This is a genomic window from Arthrobacter sp. 10T44 (assembly GCF_056393885.1).
Genome location: NZ_JBFTGT010000004.1, coordinates 392326 through 412555, shown reverse-complemented (window position 1 = coordinate 412555; position 20230 = coordinate 392326). Strand labels below are relative to the sequence as shown.

General features: G+C 67.4%; 20 protein-coding genes. 9 read left to right on the top strand and 11 right to left on the bottom strand.

What is annotated here, in order from left to right; translation table 11 throughout:
- Positions 1-597: 597 nt before the first annotated feature.
- A complete protein-coding gene (locus tag AC1DBL_RS09880) occupies positions 598-861 on the bottom strand; it encodes a DUF6458 family protein (RefSeq protein ID WP_138767724.1) in 264 nt (87 codons plus the stop codon).
- 416 nt (positions 862-1277) lie between these two features.
- On the opposite strand from AC1DBL_RS09880, the gene AC1DBL_RS09875 reads away from it, so the two are divergent.
- The 5 genes from AC1DBL_RS09875 (at position 1278) to AC1DBL_RS09855 (ending at position 6756) form a co-directional block, all read left to right on the top strand.
- On the top strand, positions 1278-1895 hold the full coding sequence (locus tag AC1DBL_RS09875) for an alpha/beta hydrolase (protein WP_441418079.1): 618 nt from the start codon (positions 1278-1280) through the stop codon (positions 1893-1895).
- Between the two features lie 184 nt (positions 1896-2079).
- Positions 2080-3090: a LacI family DNA-binding transcriptional regulator gene (locus AC1DBL_RS09870; RefSeq protein ID WP_476926016.1), complete on the top strand. Its 1011-nt coding sequence runs from the start codon at positions 2080-2082 to the stop codon at positions 3088-3090.
- A 95-nt stretch (positions 3091-3185) separates the two neighbouring features.
- Positions 3186-3932, top strand: coding sequence for an HAD family hydrolase (locus AC1DBL_RS09865; protein ID WP_476926015.1), 747 nt, complete (start codon positions 3186-3188; stop codon positions 3930-3932).
- A gap of 54 nt (positions 3933-3986) precedes the next feature.
- Positions 3987-6323: a glycoside hydrolase family 65 protein gene (locus AC1DBL_RS09860; protein WP_441418076.1), complete on the top strand. Its 2337-nt coding sequence runs from the start codon at positions 3987-3989 to the stop codon at positions 6321-6323.
- 127 nt (positions 6324-6450) lie between these two features.
- The gene (locus AC1DBL_RS09855; protein WP_441418075.1) at positions 6451-6756 is read left to right on the top strand and encodes a putative quinol monooxygenase; all 306 of its coding nucleotides are present in this window, start codon (positions 6451-6453) and stop codon (positions 6754-6756) included.
- Positions 6757-6775: 19 nt separating this feature from the next.
- Here the strand turns inward: AC1DBL_RS09855 and AC1DBL_RS09850 are convergent, their stop codons facing one another.
- Positions 6776-7498: an HAD family hydrolase gene (locus AC1DBL_RS09850; RefSeq protein WP_476926014.1), complete on the bottom strand. Its 723-nt coding sequence runs from the start codon at positions 7496-7498 to the stop codon at positions 6776-6778.
- A 73-nt stretch (positions 7499-7571) separates the two neighbouring features.
- Between AC1DBL_RS09850 and AC1DBL_RS09845 the strand changes: the two genes are divergently transcribed.
- The gene (locus AC1DBL_RS09845; RefSeq protein WP_441418073.1) at positions 7572-8267 is read left to right on the top strand and encodes a FadR/GntR family transcriptional regulator; all 696 of its coding nucleotides are present in this window, start codon (positions 7572-7574) and stop codon (positions 8265-8267) included.
- Here the strand turns inward: AC1DBL_RS09845 and AC1DBL_RS09840 are convergent.
- The 4 genes from AC1DBL_RS09840 to AC1DBL_RS09825 are packed head-to-tail and all read right to left on the bottom strand — an operon-like array spanning position 8264 to position 11138.
- Complete coding sequence (locus AC1DBL_RS09840) at positions 8264-8923, bottom strand: transaldolase family protein (protein WP_476926013.1); 660 nt, start codon at positions 8921-8923, stop codon at positions 8264-8266. The genes AC1DBL_RS09845 and AC1DBL_RS09840 overlap by 4 nt on opposite strands.
- 8 nt (positions 8924-8931) lie before the next feature.
- Positions 8932-9351, bottom strand: a complete 420-nt coding sequence (rbsD, locus tag AC1DBL_RS09835) for a D-ribose pyranase (protein ID WP_441418071.1) — start codon at positions 9349-9351, stop codon at positions 8932-8934.
- 10 nt (positions 9352-9361) lie between these two features.
- A complete protein-coding gene (locus AC1DBL_RS09830; protein WP_441418070.1) occupies positions 9362-10315 on the bottom strand; it encodes a ribokinase in 954 nt (317 codons plus the stop codon).
- A gap of 25 nt (positions 10316-10340) precedes the next feature.
- Positions 10341-11138 carry a sugar phosphate isomerase/epimerase family protein gene (locus AC1DBL_RS09825; RefSeq protein WP_441418069.1) on the bottom strand — a complete coding sequence of 266 codons (798 nt, stop codon included), beginning with the start codon at positions 11136-11138 and terminating at the stop codon, positions 10341-10343.
- A 271-nt stretch (positions 11139-11409) separates the two neighbouring features.
- Between AC1DBL_RS09825 and AC1DBL_RS09820 the strand changes: the two genes are divergently transcribed.
- The 3 genes from AC1DBL_RS09820 to AC1DBL_RS09810 all read left to right on the top strand — a co-directional run bounded on the left by AC1DBL_RS09820 (position 11410) and on the right by AC1DBL_RS09810 (position 15087).
- Complete coding sequence (locus tag AC1DBL_RS09820; RefSeq protein WP_441418068.1) at positions 11410-12936, top strand: sugar ABC transporter ATP-binding protein; 1527 nt, start codon at positions 11410-11412, stop codon at positions 12934-12936.
- On the top strand, positions 12933-13949 hold the full coding sequence (locus AC1DBL_RS09815; protein ID WP_441418067.1) for an ABC transporter permease: 1017 nt from the start codon (positions 12933-12935) through the stop codon (positions 13947-13949). The genes AC1DBL_RS09820 and AC1DBL_RS09815 overlap by 4 nt, the downstream gene beginning before the upstream one ends.
- A 154-nt stretch (positions 13950-14103) precedes the next feature.
- The gene (locus AC1DBL_RS09810; protein WP_441418066.1) at positions 14104-15087 is read left to right on the top strand and encodes an ABC transporter substrate-binding protein; all 984 of its coding nucleotides are present in this window, start codon (positions 14104-14106) and stop codon (positions 15085-15087) included.
- Positions 15088-15203: 116 nt separating this feature from the next.
- Here AC1DBL_RS09810 and AC1DBL_RS09805 read toward each other — a convergent pair whose 3' ends face one another.
- From AC1DBL_RS09805 to xylB, 5 genes are read right to left on the bottom strand one after another with little or no spacing between them, the layout of a single operon-like run.
- The gene (locus AC1DBL_RS09805) at positions 15204-16199 is read right to left on the bottom strand and encodes a phosphotriesterase family protein (RefSeq protein ID WP_441418065.1); all 996 of its coding nucleotides are present in this window, start codon (positions 16197-16199) and stop codon (positions 15204-15206) included.
- Positions 16196-17110, bottom strand: a complete 915-nt coding sequence (locus tag AC1DBL_RS09800; protein WP_441418064.1) for a shikimate dehydrogenase family protein — start codon at positions 17108-17110, stop codon at positions 16196-16198. The genes AC1DBL_RS09805 and AC1DBL_RS09800 overlap by 4 nt, the downstream gene beginning before the upstream one ends.
- The gene (locus AC1DBL_RS09795) at positions 17107-17742 is read right to left on the bottom strand and encodes a bifunctional 4-hydroxy-2-oxoglutarate aldolase/2-dehydro-3-deoxy-phosphogluconate aldolase (protein ID WP_441418063.1); all 636 of its coding nucleotides are present in this window, start codon (positions 17740-17742) and stop codon (positions 17107-17109) included. The genes AC1DBL_RS09800 and AC1DBL_RS09795 overlap by 4 nt, the downstream gene beginning before the upstream one ends.
- Complete coding sequence (locus tag AC1DBL_RS09790) at positions 17742-18710, bottom strand: NAD(P)-dependent oxidoreductase (protein WP_441418062.1); 969 nt, start codon at positions 18708-18710, stop codon at positions 17742-17744. Before AC1DBL_RS09790 ends, AC1DBL_RS09795 begins: the two co-directional genes overlap by 1 nt.
- Entirely contained in the window at positions 18710-20212 is a 1503-nt protein-coding gene (xylB, locus tag AC1DBL_RS09785; RefSeq protein WP_441418061.1) for a xylulokinase, read from the bottom strand. The genes AC1DBL_RS09790 and xylB overlap by 1 nt, the downstream gene beginning before the upstream one ends.
- Positions 20213-20230: the final 18 nt, after the last annotated feature.

Sequence of the window (20230 nt, the reverse complement as noted above, 5' to 3'; positions counted from 1 at the left end):
ATGAAGTGGAATTGATTGACTTTATCTTTGTTCATGTGGCTTTGTCAACGAAAAACCACATGAACGCAGACGAGGGTGTCGGAGGGCCCGGGGACACGCCCCGCCCCTGTGATTTGAAGGGGACATGCCCATTCTTCGCAGCCCGGAGTTGGGGACATGCCCATTCCCTGGGCCGAGGCTTGGGCATTTCGGGCTTATGTCCGTCGGCCGCCTCCGAGGCTGGGCATGTCCGGGCTTCGTTCCCCGCAGCCGTTGGACATGTCCATTTCCTGCGGACCAGGAGCGGGGGATATGTCCATTCCCTGGGTCCGGTAATGGGCACTTCGGGTCTATGTCCATTGGCCAACCCCGGGGGTGGGCATGTCCGGACTGCGCTCGCCCGGCGGAGCATGTCCATTGCTCGGCCCGGGGTATGGACAGTTCAGGTCTATGTCCATTGGACAAGCCCGACGTTGGGCATGTCCGGACGCGGGGCCGTGCCAGGCGGGCGTGGGAAGCTCCCCGGGCCCGCAGCTTAAACGCCCGACGCCGGGCCCGACCTGTGAGGTCCGGCCCGGCGTCCGGGTCAGTTGGGTGGCGCGTCGCAGCGCCGGGGGATCAGATGCCGGCGTCGCGGCTTTCATTGCGGGTGATGGTCTCGCCGGTGTTGGGGTCGACGACGGAACGGGTCTCGCTGACACGGCGGGTGCGGCTGCGGCCGGGGGAGGCCAGGATCAGGGACGCGACCAGCCCGATGACGCCGACCACCATCAGGATGTAACCGATCATGGTCTGGTCCACGTTGGGGATCAGGCCGGGCGCGATGGCCCAGGCCAGGATGGCGCCGATGGCGATAAGGAAGATGGAGGAACCGATTCTCATGACTTGCTCCTTGTTGTCCGGGTGGGACCGATAGGTATTGCTAAGCATGCTGTCCAGCGTCACGCTACAGCCCGGTACGTGTCCTTTCAACGATTTTGGCCGCGCCCCGCCGGGGAAATCCGCAGGTGAGGGGCCATATCGGGCCATTTCCGCGGCGTTTTCGGACAAGGGCGTCAACTCCGGGCAAGCGCGGCGCGGATCCGGGGTGCAGCTGTCCGAATCCGTAGCGGAATTCCCGGGCCGTAGCGCAAACCGTGGCAGGGTCCGGCGCAAGGACCGGTAACCGGCGCGGTAACCGGCGCGGTAACCGGCGCGGGAACCGGCGCAGGAACCGGTGCAGGGGCCGGCGTTGGACACGGGGAGCGGACGCCGTGGCGCCAAGCGGCACCACCGGCCGGGCTGGCTAGGCTGGCCCCATGAATACTGTTGTCTGGTCCAGGCCGGAGCCGGAGCGCGCCGGCACGCCGCTGCTGGTGATGTTGCACGGCTACGGCACGGACGAGACCCGGATGGCGGACCTGTTTGCCAGCCTGCCGCCCGACTTCACCTGCGCCGCCCTGCGCGGGCCGAAGGTGATCGGGGATGACTACGGCTGGTTCCTGCTGGACTACTTCCTCACCCACGACTTCGCGGACGTCATCAGCGCCACGAACTCGGTCTTCAGCTGGATCGACGCCGTCAAGGGGCGGCACAGCAGCGTCAGCCTGCTCGGCTTCTCCCAGGGCATGGCCATGGCGAGCACCCTGCTGCGGCTGCGGCCGGAGGGGTTCCGTGCCGTCGTCGGGCTGTCCGGCTTCGTGCTGGACAACGAACTGCTGGCCATGAGCGAGTCTTTCGACGCGAGGCCGCCGTTCTTTTGGGGGCGCGACAAGGCGGATCCCGTGATCAACGACGCCGCCACGGCACACACCGAGGAATGGCTGCACCGCAACACCCAACTCACGGCGCGCAGCTATCCCGGGATGGGCCACGCGATCTCCCGGGCGGAACTCGTGGATGTCGGCGCGTTCCTGCGCCACTACGTGCTGCGCTGAGCCGGATTCCGTACCTTCAGGAGCCGGATTCCGTACCCTCTGGCAATTCCATTCGATGGAAAACCGCCGCCACTTGCGCGCCGAATTTATAAGCGTTTACACTCAACTTTGGCCAATTTGATCGGCCCACTACTGCAGGGGGAAGAAAGGTCCAGGCCCGTGTCGCATGGCTAAGGCTCCACGCGTGACCATCCAGGACGTCGCAGCCCTCTCCGGGCTCTCCATTTGCACCGTTTCCCGGGCTCTCCGGCACCTCCCCAACGTGTCCGAAAAGGCCCAGGCAAAAGTCGCCGACGCGGCCGCCAAGCTCGGCTATAAGGCATCGTCCGCGGCCTCGCGCCTGGCCGGCGGAACCACCCGCGCAGTGGCGATCATCGTCCCCACCGCGACGGCCTGGTTCTTCGCCCAGGCCGTCGAGGCTGCCGAGGAAGTCCTCGCTGACAGCGGCTACGACACCGTGCTGATCAGCCTCCGCAACCGGCCCAGCGTGCAGCGCAGGCTCTTCGGCGACCTGGCCGGGCTGGCCCAGCGGGTGGACGGGGTCCTGCTGCTGAACGTTGCCCTCGACGGCGGCGAAATCGCCGCCGTCGAAGCCTCCGGCCTCGCCGTCGCGAGCGTGGGCATGCACGGCGTCCCGTGGGACAACGTGGGAATCGACAATGAAGGGGCCGCCCGGCAAGCCACGGGCCACCTGCTCGGGTTGGGCCACTGGGACGTGGCGATGCTGGCCGGTCGCGAGCCGGGGGAGCGCTCCGTGGTCACCGCGGACGCGCGGCGGCGCGGCTTCGAGATGGCCCTCGCCGAACACGAACTGACCGTTGATCCCGACCTGGTGCTGGACGCCGGATCCAGCATCGAGGGCGGACGACGGGCCATGACCGAACTGATCGAGAACCGCAGGATGCCGTCCGCCGTTTTCGCCGGCTGCGACGAGACCGCGTTCGGAGCGCTGATGGCCCTGCGGGACCTCGGTTTGTCAGCGCCCAAAAACGTCTCCATCATTGGGATAGACGATCATCAGATGAGCTGGTTCCTCGGGCTCACCACGATGGCCCAGCCGGTCGCCGACCAGGGCGCGTTCGCCGCCAACCTGCTGATCGAAAGACTCCACCGCCCCGGGCTTCCGAATCCCCTTGCCACGCACCTGCTGGAGACCAAGCTGGTCGAGCGCAGGAGCACCCGCCGCCGACGCTGATGCCGGCCACCGCCCGCAGGCAGGCCCCCGTACTCGCGAGGCCCACCAACTTTTCCAAGACTTTCCCCGCCACCGTCTGAAAGGACATTCGCCCCATGACTGAGACCTCCAACGCCGCCGGCGCACCGGCAGACGTGCTCGCCGGCGCCTCCGCCATCCTGTTCGACCTCGACGGCGTCCTGACCCCCACCGCGGTGGTGCACGAGCGTGCCTGGCAGGAACTCTTCGACGGCTTCCTCAAGAGCGTGCCGGAGGCCCCGGGCTACCGCGAGAGCGACTACTTCGACCACATCGACGGCAAGCCCCGCTTCGACGGCGTCCGTGACTTCCTGGCTTCGCGGAACATCGTGCTGCCGGAAGGCCCCGCCGACGACGATCCGGCGCACGACACCGTGCACGGCCTCGGCAACCGCAAGAACAAGGTGTTCAACGACATCGTGGCCGCCGGCGGCGTGCAGCCCTTCGAGGGCTCCGTCCGCTTCATCGCCGCCGCGCTCAAGCGCGGACTCAAGCTCGCCGTCGTCTCCTCCTCCCGCAATGCCGTCCCGGTGCTGAAGGCCGCCGGGCTCTCGGACTATTTCCCGGTGGTGGTGGACGGCGTCGTCGCGGTGTCGGAGGGACTGCCGGGCAAGCCCAGCCCGGCCACCTACCAGTACGCCGCACGGCTGCTGGGACTTCCCAGTGAAGAGTGCGTCGTCGTCGAAGACGCCGTCTCCGGTGTCCAGGCTGGAAGCGCGGGGAGCTTCCACTCGGTCATCGGCGTGGACCGCGGAGCGGGCCGGAAGACCCTGTTCGATGCCGGCGCCACGATCGTGGTCAACGATCTGGCCGAACTGCTCTAGCCGGCCGCCGCCACCACCCACCCGCACAACCGTCACCGCCAAAGGACCCCAACCATGGCTCTCATCACCTCGGACCGCGCCAGGTTCCCCAATGACCCCTGGCAGCTCGTGGAAACCGTCCACCTGCCGGGCAATGCCGGAACGCTGGAGACGCTTTTCAGTCTCGGCAACGGCCACCTCGGCATCCGGGGCGCCCACTGGGCGGCCGCCGACGCCGAGCTTCCGGGCAGCTTCATCAACGGCTTCCACGAGATCTGGGACATCAAGCACGCGGAAAATGCCTATGGCTTCGCCCGCACCGGCCAGCGCATCCTTTACGTTCCGGATGCCAACAACTTCGTCGTGGTCATCGACGGCGAGATGCTCACGCTTGAGGAATCCACGGTGCTGGACTACCGGCGCAGCGTGGACTTCGCCACCGGCATCTACGAATGCCGGATTACCTGGCAGTGCCGTTCCGGCGCCACCGTGACCACCACGGAACGCCGCGCGGTGGGGTACCAGGCGCGCGGCGCCCTCGGCATCTCGCTGGAAGTTGCGGCGGACCGGGACATCTCCGCGGACGTGACCTCCGCCGTGGTGAACCGGCAGGACCAGCCGGTAGAGGACCACTCGGCGCATGACCCGCGCCGCGCCGGCCGGCACGCCGGCCGCGTGCTGCTCCCGGTAAGGCTCGACGGCGGCGACGGTTCGCTCCGGCTCTCCTGGGAGGCCGCCGAGTCCAAGCAGCGGCTCGGTATGGCCGTGGACCACTGGACCTCCGCCGGAGTCCAGCCGTTCGACACCCAGGTGGACCAGGACGACAGCAGCGTCCGCTACGTCCTGGCCGTCAGCGCGGATACACCGTTCGTGCTGGAGAAGAGCGTCTCCTACGCCGTGGGACGCGCCGCAGCCGCGGATGAAGACCTCGCCGACACCGCCGAGCGGGCCCTGTTGCCCGTCGCCGAGATCTTTGCCCAGAGCGTGGCGCATTACCGCGACTACTGGACCACCAGCGACATCGTGGTGGGCGGCCAGGCCGAGCTGCAGCAGGCCATCCGCTGGAACCTTTTCCAGCTGGCCCAGGCCACGGCCTGTGCAGACGTGGCCGGCATTCCGGCCAAGGGCGTGTCCGGCTCCGGCTACGACGGGCACTACTTCTGGGACCAGGAGGTGTACCTGCTGCCCTACCTGACCTACACCAGCCCCGCCAACGCCCGCCAGGTCCTCGAGTTCCGCCACGACCTGCTCCCTGAGGCCAGGGTCCGCGCCAAGGAGCTCAGCGTGGACGGCGCCCTGTTCCCGTGGCGCACCATCAACGGCCTGGAAGCCAGCGCCTACTACGCCGCCGGCACCGCGCAGTTCCACATCGCCGCCGCGGTCGCCTTCGCCACGAACCGCTACATCTGGGCCAGCGGTGACGCCGGGTTCCAGGAGACCCTCGGCTCCGATCTGCTCATCGAGACCGCCCGGATGTGGGCCTCACTGGGCTTCTTCGGCAAGGACGGGCTGTTCCACATCCATGGCGTGACCGGCCCGGACGAGTACACCGCCGTCGTCAATGACAACCTCTACACCAACGTCATGGCCCGCTTTAACCTGCGCGCCGCCGCGGCGCTGGACCACCCGGGCATCGACGACGCCGAGCGTGAGGTCTGGGAGCAGGCCGCGAACCGGATGCAGCTGCCCTACGACGAGGACCTTCAGGTCTACTCGCAGGACAACGACTTTATGACCCTGGAGCCGTGGGACTGGGACACGCCGCGGTCCAAATACCCGCTGCTGCTGAATTTCCACCCGCTGGTGATCTACCGGCACCAGGTGCTCAAGCAGGCGGACACGGTGCTGGCGATGTTCCTGCAGTGGCAGGACTTCACCGCGGAGGAAAAGCGCCGCGCCTTCGACTTCTATGACCCCATCACCACCGGCGACTCCACCCTGTCCGCCTGTGTGCAGGGCATCATGGCCGCCGAGGTCGGTTACGGCAAGGCCGCGCTGGACCACTTCATCCACGCGCTGTACATCGACCTGGACGATACCCACGGCAACACGATCGACGGCGTGCACATCGCCTCCACCGGCGGGGTCTGGAGCTCGCTGGTCAGCGGCTTCGCCGGCCTCCGGGACCAGGGCCAGGTGCCGTACTTCGATCCCCGGCTGCCGGCCGAATGGGACTCCCTGTCCTTCCACCTGAAACTCCGCGGCGGCCTTCTGCATGTCGAGTTGGACCACGCGGCGCTCCGGCTGACCGTCCGGGAGGGCGCGCCGCTGGACGTCGACGTGCGCGGAGAACGGTTCACCGTGGGCAGTGAACCGGTGGCCGTGCCGCTACACGCCGTGGTGAGCCCGGAGCCAACCGTGTTCCCAGGGCCGGCGACGGCGTCGATCCCGGTTGTGCGCGCCGTCAACTAACGGGTAGCGGCCGCGGCGCCCGTCCGGCGCGCAGTCATTACGGGGGAGTGCCTGCGCGACCGCGTCAACGCTTCGCTCCGACCGCCCGGACGGCTAGAGTCGGATCCACCGAGGGAGAGGAATGCCAGTGCCTGTTGCTTTGTATGCTGAATTTACGGTCAAGGCCGGGTCCGAGGACCGGGTCGCGGAGATGATGGCTGAGTTGACTGCCAGGGTTCGCGGGGAGAGCGGGAACATTGTCTTCGATCCGCACACGCGGCGTGAAAATCCGAATGCCTACTTTGTCTATGAGATCTACCGCGACGAAGAGGCATTCCGGGCGCACATCGCCGCGGACCACAGCAAGGCCTTCAACGCCGAACTTGGCGCCCTGATCGAGGAAGACGGCTCGGAGCTCAGCTGGCTCACCCCGGTGGCGGCAACCGAACCCTAGGCGCTCCCGGCCCCAGGCGCTACGACCCTTGGGGGCCTTCGGCGCGGCCGTGGTCCGCGGCGGCGATGACCGCATGCAGGTCGGGGACGCCGCGGCCTGCCAGGGTGGGCCAGATCGTCAGTCCGTCGGCGGCCGGCAACGGCGCGAGGTGCGGGACACCGACCGTCGGCAGTCCGGCTGCCCGGGCCGCGCGGGTTCCGGGCAGCGAGTCCTCGATGGCGACGACCCTCCGGCGGGAGAGCCGCGGCCGGGTGCGTTCGAGGTGGCGGAACGCGGTCTGGTAGGCCTCGGGATGCGGCTTGCCCTCGGTAACCATGTCCCCGGTCACCGCGAGTTCGAAGCTGTTGGCCGGAAAATGGTTCAGGATGTCGCCAACGATGTGGCGATGGGACATGGTCACGAGCACGCATGGCACGCCGTGCGCCCGGAGGCCGGCCAGCAGCTCCGCGGCACCCGGACGCCAATGAACGCTTTCGCTGATGCGGTCCCGGACGCCTTCCATGACCCGCCGGGCGATCTCTTCGAAGGACAGGCGGACTCCCGCGCGTTGCAGGACCTTGATCGAGTCCGCCTGGGACCGGCCCATGATCGACAGCGCCTGGGACTCTGTCCAGGTTCCACCGAAGCTCTCGACCAGTTCCGTCTGTACCGCGGTCCAGTGGCGCTCGGTGTCCACCAGCGTGCCGTCGAGATCCCAGAAGACCGCCTCGAGTTCAATCCCCTGGCTGCGGATGGGTTCCACGCGGCTCCTTGTCTCTGTGACCGGTCCGGGTTGGCGGCATCGGGCCGTTCCGGTGGTGAACTATGCTGGGCGAATGGCCCTAACGGATGATGCGATCGCCAGAATCAAGGACATGATTCTCACCGGCGAGTTGTCGCCCGGAGACAAACTCCCTCCGGAAAATGACCTGAGTGAAAAGCTGGGGCTCTCCCGCAGTTCCCTGCGGGAAGCCGTGAAGGCCCTCGAAACCATCAGGGTACTGGATGTCAGACGCGGTGACGGGACCTATGTCACGAGCCTCGAGCCGGCCCTGCTGAAGGAATCCGTGGCGTTCATGGTGGATCTCAGCCGTGATTCCTCGGTCCTGGAACTACTCGAGGTACGGCGGATCCTGGAAGCCTCGGCGGCCTCGCTCGCGGCGCAGGCGATCTCGCCGGAGCAGCTCGCGCTGCTGCACAAGGAGATCGACGACGTCGACGTCGAGTCGGCGGAAAACCTCGTCGAACACGACCTGAACTTCCATGCGCTGATCGCCGAGGCCTCGGGCAACTCCTATCTGGCGAGCCTGCTGTCCGGGCTCAACAGCCGCACCGTGCGCGCCCGGGTGTGGCGGGCCCTCACGGAGCAGGACGCCGTCGCCCGGACTCTCGCAGAACACCGGGCGATCGCGGACGCGCTGGCGAACCACGATGCCGACCTGGCCCGGGCGCTGACGATCGTCCACGTCAGCGGCGTTGAACACTGGCTCAGGCGCTCCCTGCCGGCCAAACCGGAACGGCCCGGGTCCTAGCCGCCCACCTCCATCCGCGCGGATTCGGCTTCGAAAACCTCCACCGCGGCGGCCGTCAGCGGGTCCGCGAAGAACTTATGCCACGTGGCCGGTCCGAAGGTGAAATGGGAGACCCCCAGCCGTGCCAGCGCCGAGATCTGGGCCGTCTCCCGCAGGCTTGCCACCAGGAGTTTCAGCGGCGAGGCCCCGGCGGTGATGCACTGCTGGATGGCGGCGATCTCTCCGGCCCCGTCCCGGCCGGCGTCGTTCATCCGGCCCAGGTACGGGGCCAGGAACTCCGCGCCGGCAGCCATGGCGGGCAGCGCCTGCTCCCGCGCATAGACGGCCGTGACCAGCACCCGCACACCCCGGTCCGCCAGCGCCCTGGCCGCCGCGACGCCCTCTGCGGTGGCGGGAACCTTCACCACGAGGTTGTCGCCCAGCGAGTGGATCCAGTCGCCGCGGTCCTCCAGCTCGGCCCGGGTGGAACCCCAGGACTGGACGAATACCGTGCCGGCGCCGGCCGCGGAGGCCCAGTCGACCAGCTCAGGAATCTGTCGGTTGAGCACACCCGCGCCGGCGAGGATGCTGGGGTTCGTGGTCAGTCCCGCGAACAGGCCGCCGCGCAAGAGCGGTTCGGCCTCGGCCCGCGTGGCCGTGTCCAAGTAGAAGTGCATGGCCCCGCCTAGTCCTTGCCCGGGCCGTAGGCAACACCGGCGTGCAGGATCACGTTTGCGTACGGAGTGAACTCGCCCGAACGTACGGCCGCGCGGGCTCCGGACGTCTGCGCCTTGAACTCGGTGTGCGGCACGAACTCCGGCACGACGCCCGCCGTTTCGAGGCGTTCCAGGATCTGCGCCAGCATCGCCGGACTCGCCTCGCGGAGCTCTTCGGCCAGAGTCGCACCCTCGATCACCAACTCTGCCAGCACGGCATCGAGGACCTTGAGGAACGGCGGTTCGGAGGGGAAGTAGGCCAGATCCACGCGCTCGACCCCGGCCGGGATGGGCAGGCCCGCGTCGGTGACCACCAGGGTGTCCGTGTGGCCGGTCTCGGAAACAATGCGCGACAGCTGCCCGTTCAGGATTCCTTGGTTCTTTCTCATGCGGGTACTCCTAGTAGCTCGGGACGTTGTCGGAAAGGAACAGCTCGACGTCTGCCGCGGAGGGAAGGCTGGGTGACGCCCCCTTCTTGGTCACGGCCAGTGCCCCGGCAGCCATGGCGCGCCGGATCGCGTCGTCAATGGGCAGGCCGGCAGCAAGCGAGGCGCCAAGGTAGCCGGAGAACGCGTCCCCGGCGGCCGTGGTGTCCACCGCCGTGACAGGGAAGGACTCGAAGACGGCCTGCCGGTCGGCAGTGACCAGGACCGCGCCGGCGGAGGCGAGAGTGATGATGGCGCCGCCGGTTCCCTGGGCCAGAAACCACTCTCCGGCGCGGATGGCGCTGGCCTGGTCCGTGACCGGAATCCCGGTGATCAGGCTCGCCTCCGTCTCGTTCGGGGTCACATAGTCCACGCTTGCCCAGGTCTGCTGGTCCAGCGCGGCGGCCGGCGCCGGGTCCAGAATGACCGTCAGCCCGGCCGCCCGGGCTGCCCGGACCGCGTGCGCGGCCGCTTCCCGGGGGATCTCGAGCTGGGTCAGCAGTACCGATGCCCTGGCCGCCAGCCGCGTGATCGCGGCGGTGATCTGTTCCGGCCCCAGATGGTCATTGGCGAGCGGCACCATCACAATGTCGTTTTCGCCGGAGTCGTCCACCCTGATGTGGGCGATTCCGGTGGGAGCTTCGACCACACGCAGCTCGCTGGTGTCGACGCCGTGGTCCTCCAGCCCTCCCGTGACCAACGGCCGGAAGAGGTCGTTGCCCACGCACCCCACCATGAAGGAGGGTGCGCCGGCGAGGCCGCTCGCGACGGCCTGGTTGGCTCCCTTGCCTCCCAGCAGCAGGGTGAACTCCTCGCCGAGGATGGTTTCCCCTCTTTTTGGCAGTCTTTTGGAAAAAGTCGTGACGTCCGCAGTGATGCTGCCGACGATGATGACGCCTTGTCGGCCGTTTCCGCTCTGGTTTGTCATATGTCAGTCCTTATAGATCAGATGTTTAGTGCTTTGCGATGGAGGCGACCGACTCCAGCTGGCCCCGGATAAAGTCGTTGGCGTGGGCGCCCAGGTCCGCCGAATCGTCCCACAGGTTGCGCCAGACGCCCAGGGTGTTGCTCAGGTGTTCGTCCACCACGGCGGAGGAGAAGGATTCGAAGACCACGGGGCCGTCGTAGCCGGTGAGGGCGAGGCCGCGGAAGAAGGCGCCGAAGTCCACGTTGCCGGAGCCGAGGTAGCCGCGGTGGCTCTCGCCGATGTGCACGTAGCCCAGCTTGTTGCCCGCCGCCAGCACGGGGCTCAGCAGGTCCGGCTCCTCGATGTTCATGTGGTACGTGTCCAGATGCAGGTAGACGTTGGGGTGGCCGATCTCCTCGATGAACCCCAGGGCATGCCTGCCGGTGTTGAGCAAGTTGCTTTCGTAGCGATTCACCACTTCCAGGCCGAGGCGGATGCCGAGAACTGCTGCGCGCTCCGCGAGCCGCCGCAAGGCATCGGCGCTGTTGCGCCGGCCTGCTTCAGTAGCGGGCCTGGAATACTTCTGCATGGCGCTGTAGATCACGCCGCACAGGTAGTCCGCCTCAAGATCGTGCACGATTTCCAGGCACTTGTTCAGGGTCTCTTCGCCCCTTGCGACCACGGCCGGATCCTCGCTGCTGAGGTCGGTCTGCGCGGTCAGACCTAGCGAGGCGGTGGCGGCCAGCCCTTGTTCCTTGAGGGAGCGGGAGGCCTGCTTCGGGTCGAAGGACCATGGGTCCATAAGCGGGATTTCCAGTAAGTCGAAGCCGGCTTCGGCCGTCATTCGTGCTGACTCCGCGAAAGAAATCGGGTCCAGCGAGCCGTTCCAGACTAGGCTGTGGCAGCCAATCATCATATGTTTCTCCCATAACGATTTCTAAACATCCGACCAAAGGGTGTGTTTTAGGTCATATTTGACCTTACTCTAGTTATGGACCAAGGATAGATACATCGAGATACAAGTTGAGGCCGGCAGTGTTGCCGGCCGTCGTCCGAAATCCACCGAGTACCGGCCGCAAGGCACCAGCGTTATCTCCGAAGAAGTAGGTGAGACAGTGGGTGAACCACTACTGAAGGTCGAAGGGATCAGCAAAAGCTTTCCCGGCGTCCAGGCTCTGAGTGATGTCCACTTCGACGTCCATAAAGGCGAGGTTATCGCCCTCGTCGGCGAGAACGGCGCAGGAAAGTCCAGCCTGATGAAGATCCTCTCCGGCATCTACCAAAAGGATGCCGGGACCATCTACCTCGAAGGCGTCCCGGTCCAGATCGACGGCCCGCGCCATGCCCAGGAACTCGGCATCATCATCGTCCATCAGGAAATGAACCTGATGTCCCACCTCACGGTGGCCCAGAACATTTACATCGGCCGCGAGCCGAGGCGTCTCGGCGGCCTTCTGTTGGACGAGAAGAAGCTGAACCGGCAGACCGCCGAACTGCTAAGCCGGCTTGGGATCAAGGAATTCGCCCCGACCGACCTGGTCGAGAACCTCACCGTCGCGAAGCAGCAGATGGTCGAGATCGCCAAGGCGCTGTCCTTCGACGCGAAGGTCGTCATTATGGACGAGCCGACGTCGGCCCTCACCACCTCGGAGACCGAGACCCTGTTCCGCCTGATCGGGGACCTCCGCGACCGCGGCGTAGGCGTGATCTACATTTCCCACCGGATGGAGGAGCTGAGGCGGATTACCGACCGCATCACCATCCTGCGCGACGGGAAATACATCGCGACCATGGATACCGCCACGGCCAGCCAGCACGAAGTGATCAAGCTGATGGTCGGCCGGGAGATCGACGAGAACGCCCGACCGGAGAACGTCCGCCGGGACAACGTGGACGACGTTGTCCTGCGGGTGGAAAACCTCAGCACCCGGAAACTGCTCAAGGACGTCAGCTTCGAGCTGCGGCGCGGCGAGATCCTGGGATTCTCCGGACTGATGGGTGCGGGCCGGACGGAACTGGCCCGGGCCATCATCGGCGCGGACCGGATGACCGAGGGGCGGATCTTCGTCAACGGCAAGGAAGTCAAGATCGGCCAGCCCGCCGACGCCGTCAAGCACGGGATCGGCTACCTGTCCGAGGACCGCAAGAGCCTGGGCCTGCTGCTGGACCGTGACGTGAACACCAACATCCTGCTGTCCTCGCTGGGCAACTACACGAATCCCGTTGGGTTCATGAAGTCGGGCTCGGGCAAGGGCACCTCCCAGAAGTACATCGACTCGCTCCGGATCAAGACGCCGTCGATGTTTGCGACCACGAAGAACCTCTCGGGTGGCAACCAGCAGAAGGTCGTCATCGCCAAATGGCTGGCCCGCGACTGCGACATCCTCATCTTCGATGAGCCGACGCGCGGCATTGACATCGGTGCGAAGGAAGAAATCTACCGCTTGCTCAACGACCTGGTGGCGCGGGGCAAGTCGATCATCATGATCTCCTCGGAACTGCCGGAGGTCCTCCGGCTGTCCCACCGGATCATGGTCATGGCCGGAGGCCGCATCACCGGGGAAATCGACAGCGACGGTGCTGATCAAGCAACAATCATGGACTACGCCACACGTGTGGAGCAGCAGGGAGCGGAAAAATGAGCGAAGTAAAGTCTGAACCGCGCACGGAGGCGCCCGCGGGCGCGGTCAAGCGCGAATCACCCAGGGGATCCTTCCTGCGCCAGCGGCTGCAGCAGTCGCTGGCCTTCGGAACCCTGATCGTCCTGCTTGCCTTCTTCTCCCTGGCCAGCGGCAACTTCTTCACCTGGACGAACATCTCCGGAATCCTGCTGTCCACCGCGGTGATCGGCATCCTGGCGTTCGGCACCACACTCGTGATCATCACCTCCGGAATCGACCTCTCGATCGGAACGGGCATGACGCTGTGCTCGGTGGTCACGGGCCTTTTGCTGGTGAACCTGCAGCTCCCGCTGTACATTGGCGTGCTGGGCGGCATCGCAACGGGCGCCTTGATGGGCCTGATCAACGGCCTGAACGTTTCCATCCTGAAGCTTCCGCCGTTCATCGCCACCCTGGCCATGATGCTGATCGCCCAGGGCCTTGCCCTGGTCCTCTCCGGCGTACGGCCGATCTACTTCAGCAAGGTGCAGGGTTTCAAGGACATCGCCCTGGGCCAGCTCATCCCGGGCCTGCCCAACGCCGTCCTGATCCTGGTCCTGACCGGCATCGCGGCGTACCTGGTGCTCGGCAAGACCCTGCTGGGCCGCTACATCTTCGCGATCGGCAGCAACGAGGAAGCCACCAAAATTTCCGGCGTCAACACCGGCAAGTGGAAGATCCTCGTCTACACGGTCGCGGGCATCTTCACCGGCGTGGCCGGCGTCGTCATCGCCGCCCGCCTCGACTCCGCGCAGCCGCAGCTGGGATCCGGCTACGAACTGCAGGCCATCGCCGCGGTCATCATTGGCGGAACCTCCCTCCTCGGCGGCCGGGGCTCGGTCCTCGGCACCCTTATCGGCGCCCTCATCATGAGCGTGCTGATCAACGGCCTGCGCATCATGTCGGTGCAGACCGAGTGGCAGACCGTCGTGGTGGGCATCGTGATCCTCGTCGCCGTGTTCACCGACTCGCTGCGCCGCCGCCGGGAGGCCTAGGCGGGGCCCGCCGCAGCCCACCAGGCCGGCGACCGGGCCACGGAAAAATTAGTTCCAAAAATAACTTGTATCTACCTGTACTTAACGTTCGAAACCAACAACAATGGTCAAGGGCCCGCAATGTTGCCGGCCCGCTCACTGGATGGAGATTTACATGAAACTCGGCAAAAAGACCCTCGCGGCGGGCGTCCTCGCCGCAGCTCTTTCCTTGACCGCCTGCGGCGGCTCCGGCAGCGCGACCCCCAGCGGCGGGGGCGATGGCGGTACCCCGTACGTGGCCATGATTTCCAAGGGCTTCCAGCACCAGTTCTGGCAGGCTGTGAAGAAGGGTGCCGAGGATAAGGCCAAGGAACTCAACGTCAAGATCACCTTCGAGGGCCCGGCTGCCGAAACCGAAGTCGATTCGCAGCTGCAGATGCTCCAGGCGGCCATCGACAAGAAGCCGACGGCGATCGCCTACGCCGCCCTGGACCCGGAAGCCTGTGTCCCGGCGATTGAGCAGGCCAAGGCAGCCAACATCCCCGTGGTCCAGTTCGACGCCGGCTGCAAGAGCGACTACCCGGTGAACCTGGCCAAGACCAACAGCATGGATGCCGGCGCCATGGCGGCCGACCACATGGCTGAACTGATCGGCAAGAGCGGCGAGATCGCCGTCGTCGGCCACAGCCAGATCAACAGCACCGGTGTGGAACGCCGCGACGGCTTCCTGAACGAGATGAAGGCCAAGTACCCGGACATCAAGGTTGTCGACGTCCAGTACGGCGACGGTGACCACCTGAAGTCCGCGGACATCGCCAAGGCGATGATCCAGGCCCACCCGAACCTCAAGGGCCTCTACGGCACCAACGAGGGCTCGGCCGTCGGCATCGTCAACGCCGTCACCGAACTCGGCCTCAAGCCGGGCAAGCTCACCGTCATCGGCTTCGACTCCGGCAAAGCCCAGCTCGACGCGATCCGCAGCGGTCTGATGGCCGGCGCCATCACGCAGGATCCGATCGGCATGGGTGCCGCCACGGTGCAGGCCGCGATTGACGCCTCCAAGGGCAAGTCCATGGCGAAGGTCACTGACACCCCGTTCTACTGGTACGACAAGAACAACATGGACGACGCCAAGATCGCAGCTGTCCTCTACCAGTAAGCTGCTCCACCACTAAGCAGCGGCCGCTGCACCTGGCAGCACACACAAGAGAGGCCCCGGATTTCTCCGGGGCCTCTCTCTGTGTGTGCTGCGGCCGGTCGGCGGACCGGCGTTGCCTAGTCGGGCTCGGGGCCGGTGCGCCACTGCAGCACCCGGGCGGCATTGCCCACCAGGATCCGGTCCACCGCGGCAGCGCCGACGCGGTCCGCGAGCCGCGGAACGAAGCGCTCGGAGAGGTAGGCCAGGCCGGGCATCCCGCCATAGGAGACGTACCGGGTGCGCCGGGCGACGTCGCCGCCGAGCAGCAGGCGGCCTCCACCGCCGCCGGCGATGACCTGCTCGGCGAGGGTGATGATCTCCGCGTCCGTGCGGCCCTTGGGCCGGGCCATGCCGTCGTAGCCCAGGTAGGCGCCGCGGGAGGCCAGCTCGAGGTGCAGCCCGGCGTCGGGGTTGCGGTCGGCGTGGGCCAGGACCACGCGGGACTCCGGGACGCCGGCGGCGGCCAGGAGGTCGAGCAGTTCGTGGGCTGCTGTGCAGAACTCCAGGTGGACCATGACCGGGGCGCCGGTGACGGCGTGGGCCACCGCCACGGCCGCCAGCACGCGGCGTTCGAAGGCCGTGATGGACCAGTAGCCGATCCCGGCCTTCAACAACCCAGCGCGCACCGGCGCCGGGCCGGAGACGGCAGCGCCGGCCTCCGGGCCGGAGACGGCCGCCGATGGCGCTGCGGATTCGTCGGGTGACCCGCAGCCTGCCGTGAGCTCAACGGTGAACCGCCGGGCAAGTTTCTCTTCCCGCTCCCCGCGCAACCAGTGCCCTTCGGGGTAGTGCGCCTCCCGGTGGGCACCCGTGGTGGCGACGATGTGCAGCCCCGCGGCGGCGGCGATGCGTGCCGCCGCCGCGGGATTGCGCCCCAGGCCGAGCGGGGTCGCCTCCACCATCGCCGTCATGCCGGCGCCGCGCAGCAGGGCTGCTTCCCGGCCGGACAGCGCCTCGTCGTCCAGCTCGTCCCCGGGCAACAGAGGAGAGGACTGGAACAGGTGCTCGTGGTAGTTCGTCGGTCCGAGCGACGCCGGTTCGATGTCGCCGAGGACGGTGCGGACAAAGGTCATCTTGCGCTGGCCGCGGCTTCGGCCAGCTGGTCCAGCAGCTGGTCGGTGAGTTCGACGTCGAACACCTCGGCGATGACCTGGCTCCAGCCGTGGATGAAATAGCGCCAGCCGTCTACGACGGTCAGCTGGCGCCGTTCCGCCTGTTCCCGGGCCTGGGCCAGGAACTCGAGGGAGCCGCGGTAGTTGAACTCCCACACGATCGCGTCGCGGGGAAAATCGACGCCGTCCGGGAGGGGCGATCCCGGCCGGTCCTTGCCGAGGCCGCTGGCATTGACCACGAGGCTGCCCGCCGGGGCTTCGGCCATCACCCGCGCGGTGTCCCCGGGGCCCTCGACCAGCCGGTACTCGAAGAGGGCAGCGGGGAGCTGGCCCCGGGCGTGGACGTCGGCCAGGTGCTGGAGCCGGACCGGGCTGGTGTCGGTGCAGACAATCTTCTCGGGCGCGTCCGTGTGGCCGGCCAGGTACCAGCTCAGGGCGGTTCCGGCGCCGCCGGCGCCCAGGCAGATAACGTGCGCGCCGGTTTCCTTGAAGTGGCCCGGCGGCAGGAATTCCTCGAGCGCCAGGCCCGCGGTGATGGGGTCCTTGGCGTGGCCGATGAGACGGCCGTCCCGCTTGGAGATGCTGGAGATTTCGCCGCAGAGCCGGCCGAACTCGTCAACCTCGTCGAAAAGGTCGTGGGCGGCCTGGTAAAGGTCCATCTTGTGGGTTGTGACCAGGGCGCCGCGGTGGTCCTTGTCGTCGCGAATCCGGGTGACGAGCTCCCGGTACTGTTCCCGGCTGGCCCCCAGGGGGAGGTCGTGGCCGGTGAGCCGGTCGGTGGGCAGCTGGAGGATCCGGGCCCACTGCGGAAAGATCTTCATGATCGAGGACCCCGAGGTGGTCACACCGACAAATCCCATGTAGCCGTTCATGCAAGCGTCCTTTCCAAGGCGGCGCTGAAGTTGAGGGCCTTCTCGCGGACCAGGTCGTAGCGTCCGGCAGCGAGGTCTGCGGTGGAGCAGAGGTCGCCGCCGGCCCCGACGGCGACGGCTCCGGCGTCGAACCAGTCACCGATGTTGCCGGGGGTGACCCCTCCGGTGGGCATCAGGGGAACGTCCGGCAACGGGCCGCGGAGCGCCCGGAAGTAGGAGGGGCCGCCAAGGGAGGCGGGGAAGATCTTGACGACGTCGGCACCCAGGCCGACTGCGGTAAGAACCTCGGTGGGCGTCAGGGCACCGGCCATGACGAGGGATCCGGTGGCCTTCATTGCCGTCACGGTCCCGGCGACGGTGCCGGGGCTGACGAGGAACTCCGCGCCGGCGTCGACGGCGTCCTCGGCCTGGGCCCGGGTGAGGACGGTGCCGGCGCCCAGGTAGATCTTGTCGCCGTATTCGGCGCGCAGGGCGCGGATGACGGCGGGGGCATCCGGGGTGGAATAGGTGATTTCCAGTCCGGTCACACCCCCTTCCAACAGGGCGGCGGCGCCGCGGATGGCGCTCTCGGTGCTGGGAGCCCGCACGACGGCGAGGATCCCGGTCTGCCTGAGTTTGAGGAGGTCGGCCATTAGTTCACTTTCGTAGGAGTCGGGCTGACGGGGTTGGGCGGCGTCCGCCCTTCCAGGACGGCCAGCAGGTTGTCCACGGCGATGGACCCCATGCCGTCGACGGCCTGGACGGTCTGCGCCCCGAAGTGCGGAGTGATGACCACCCGGGCCGCGAGCTGCGGATCGAGCACGGGGGAGTCCTGCCCGCTCGTGTCTCCGCGCAGGGTGTCCGCGGCGAAGGCGGCGAGCACTCCGGTGCGCAGGGCCTCGGCGACCGCCTCCTCATCCACGAGTTCCGGTCGGGCGGTGTTGACCACGACGAGCGGTTTCGCAGCGGCGGCCAGCCAGGCCGCGTCGATGAGCTGCTGGCCACCCGGGGCGTGCAGGGAGATCACGTCGCAGGTGGCCGCCATTTCCGCCAGGTCCAGGGGCTCGGCGCCGAGGCTCCTGATCAGCTCGGGTCCCATGAACGGGTCCGAGGCGTACACGGGGGAACCGAATCCGGAGAGCAAGCGGGCCACGATTTGCCCGATCCGGCCGAAGCCCACCAGGCCCACGGTCAGCGAGCCCAGCTCGCGGCCCCGGGTGACCGACCAGTCCCGGTTCCGCACCCGGCGGTCGCCCTCCGGAACGGTGCGCAGGACGGACAGCATGAGAGCCAGGGCATGCTCGGCGACAGCATTGGAATTGGCGCCGGGGGTGTTCGTGACCACCACGCCCCGCTCGGCTGCGGCCCGGACGTCCACGGCTTCGAACCCCACCCCGTAGCGGGCCAGGACTTTCAGCCGCGGCGCCGCGTCCAGGTGGGCCGCGGTGACCTCGCCGGTTCCGGCGATCCACCCGTCCGCCACCGCCAGATCGGCGCCGATGGCGTCCAGCGAGTGGTCCGAGGGGCCACGCCGAACGGTGTGGCCGCGGCTTTCCAGGCGGGAGACCAGGTCTTGTTCGCCGGAGGAGAAGGAGCGGGAGGTGACGAGGATGACCGGCATCAGTGTTTCCCCCGGCGGGTGGGGAACCACGGTTCCAGCTGGCCGTAGGCGTCGAGGAATATCTCGTGGGCGGCCGTGTAGCGCTCGTGCGCTTCGCGGTCGGGCTGGAACTCGGCCGTCACCCGGGACAGGTCCCGGGCGACGCTGAAGTCGTCCACGAGTCCGAGTCCCACGCTGGCGGTCACGGCGGCGCCGAGGCTGTTGGCCTCTTCGACGATGCTCCGGCGCCGGACGGTCACGCCCCAGACGTCGGCCATGATCTGCAGCCAGGTGTCGCTGGCCGCACCGCCGCCAATGGCGTCGATCCGGCTGATGGCCGCCCCGGCGTCGTTGAAGGCGTTGACGCACGTTCCCAGGTTGAAGGCCACACCCTCGAGGACGGAGCGGATCATGTTCGCACGGCCGTGGTGCATCTCGAGGCCGACGAACGCGCCGGCGGCCTGGGGGTTCCAATAGGGAGAGCGCTCGCCGAGCAGGTGCGGCAGGAAGTACAGTCCCGATTCGCTCGCAGTTGCCCCGGCCGCTTCGGCAATGAGCCGATCAAAGCGGTCCTTCTCGCCGCGGTCGGAAAACAGTCCGACGGCCCACTGGAGGGACGCGCCGCCGGCCTGCATGGTCGCGGTCGGGACGTACTTCCCGTCGATGACATGGTCGAACGTCATGGTCCGGCGGAGCGGGTCGATCAGCGGCGCGGCCGTGACGATCTGCACCCACGAGGAGGAGCCAAGGTAGACGTACGCCTGGTCGTCCTCGGAGACGACGCCGGCGCCTACGGCCGCGACCGGGCCGTCACCGCCGCCCATCACCACCGACGTCGAGGTTCCCAGGCCCGTGGCCGCCGCAGCGGCGGAGGTGAGGGGACCGACGACGTCGGTGGACTTGAGGATTTCGGGAAACAGCGCCGGATCGATCCGGGCGGCGGTCAGCATCCGCTCGGACCAGGTTCCGGTGGTCTGGTCGTAGGCGTTCGTGGCGGAGGCGTCGGAGTGGTCCGTCGCGAGCCGCCCGGTGAGACGGTGCACCACGTAGTCCTTGGCTAGGCAGACGTGGCGGACCCGGCTGAAGACCTCGGGCTCGTTGTCCCGGACCCACATGACCTTGCTCAGCGAATAGGTGGGGTTGATCCGGTGGCCGAGCATGGCGTAGGCCTCCTGCTCGTCGAAGGCCCCGGCCAGTTCGTCGGACTGGGCGACGCTCCGGTGGTCGGCCCAGATCAGGGCGGGCCGGACCGGCGCGTAGTTGCCGTCGAGGAGTACGGCCCCCATCATCTGCCCGCCGACCACCAGGCCCTGCACCGATGACGGATCGACGCCGGTCTCGGCCAGCAGTTTTTGCGTGGCCTGGACCACCGCGTTCCACCAGACGTCGGGGTCCTGCTCGGCGCGGCCGCCGGCAGCGAAGTGCGGCTCGTAGCCAATGGTGACGGCCCGCAGGAGGGTTCCGTCAGCCTCGTGCAGGGATGCCTTGTTGCCCGTCGTGCCGAGATCGTGAGCGATGATCATGGGACCGGTCCTTCCGTC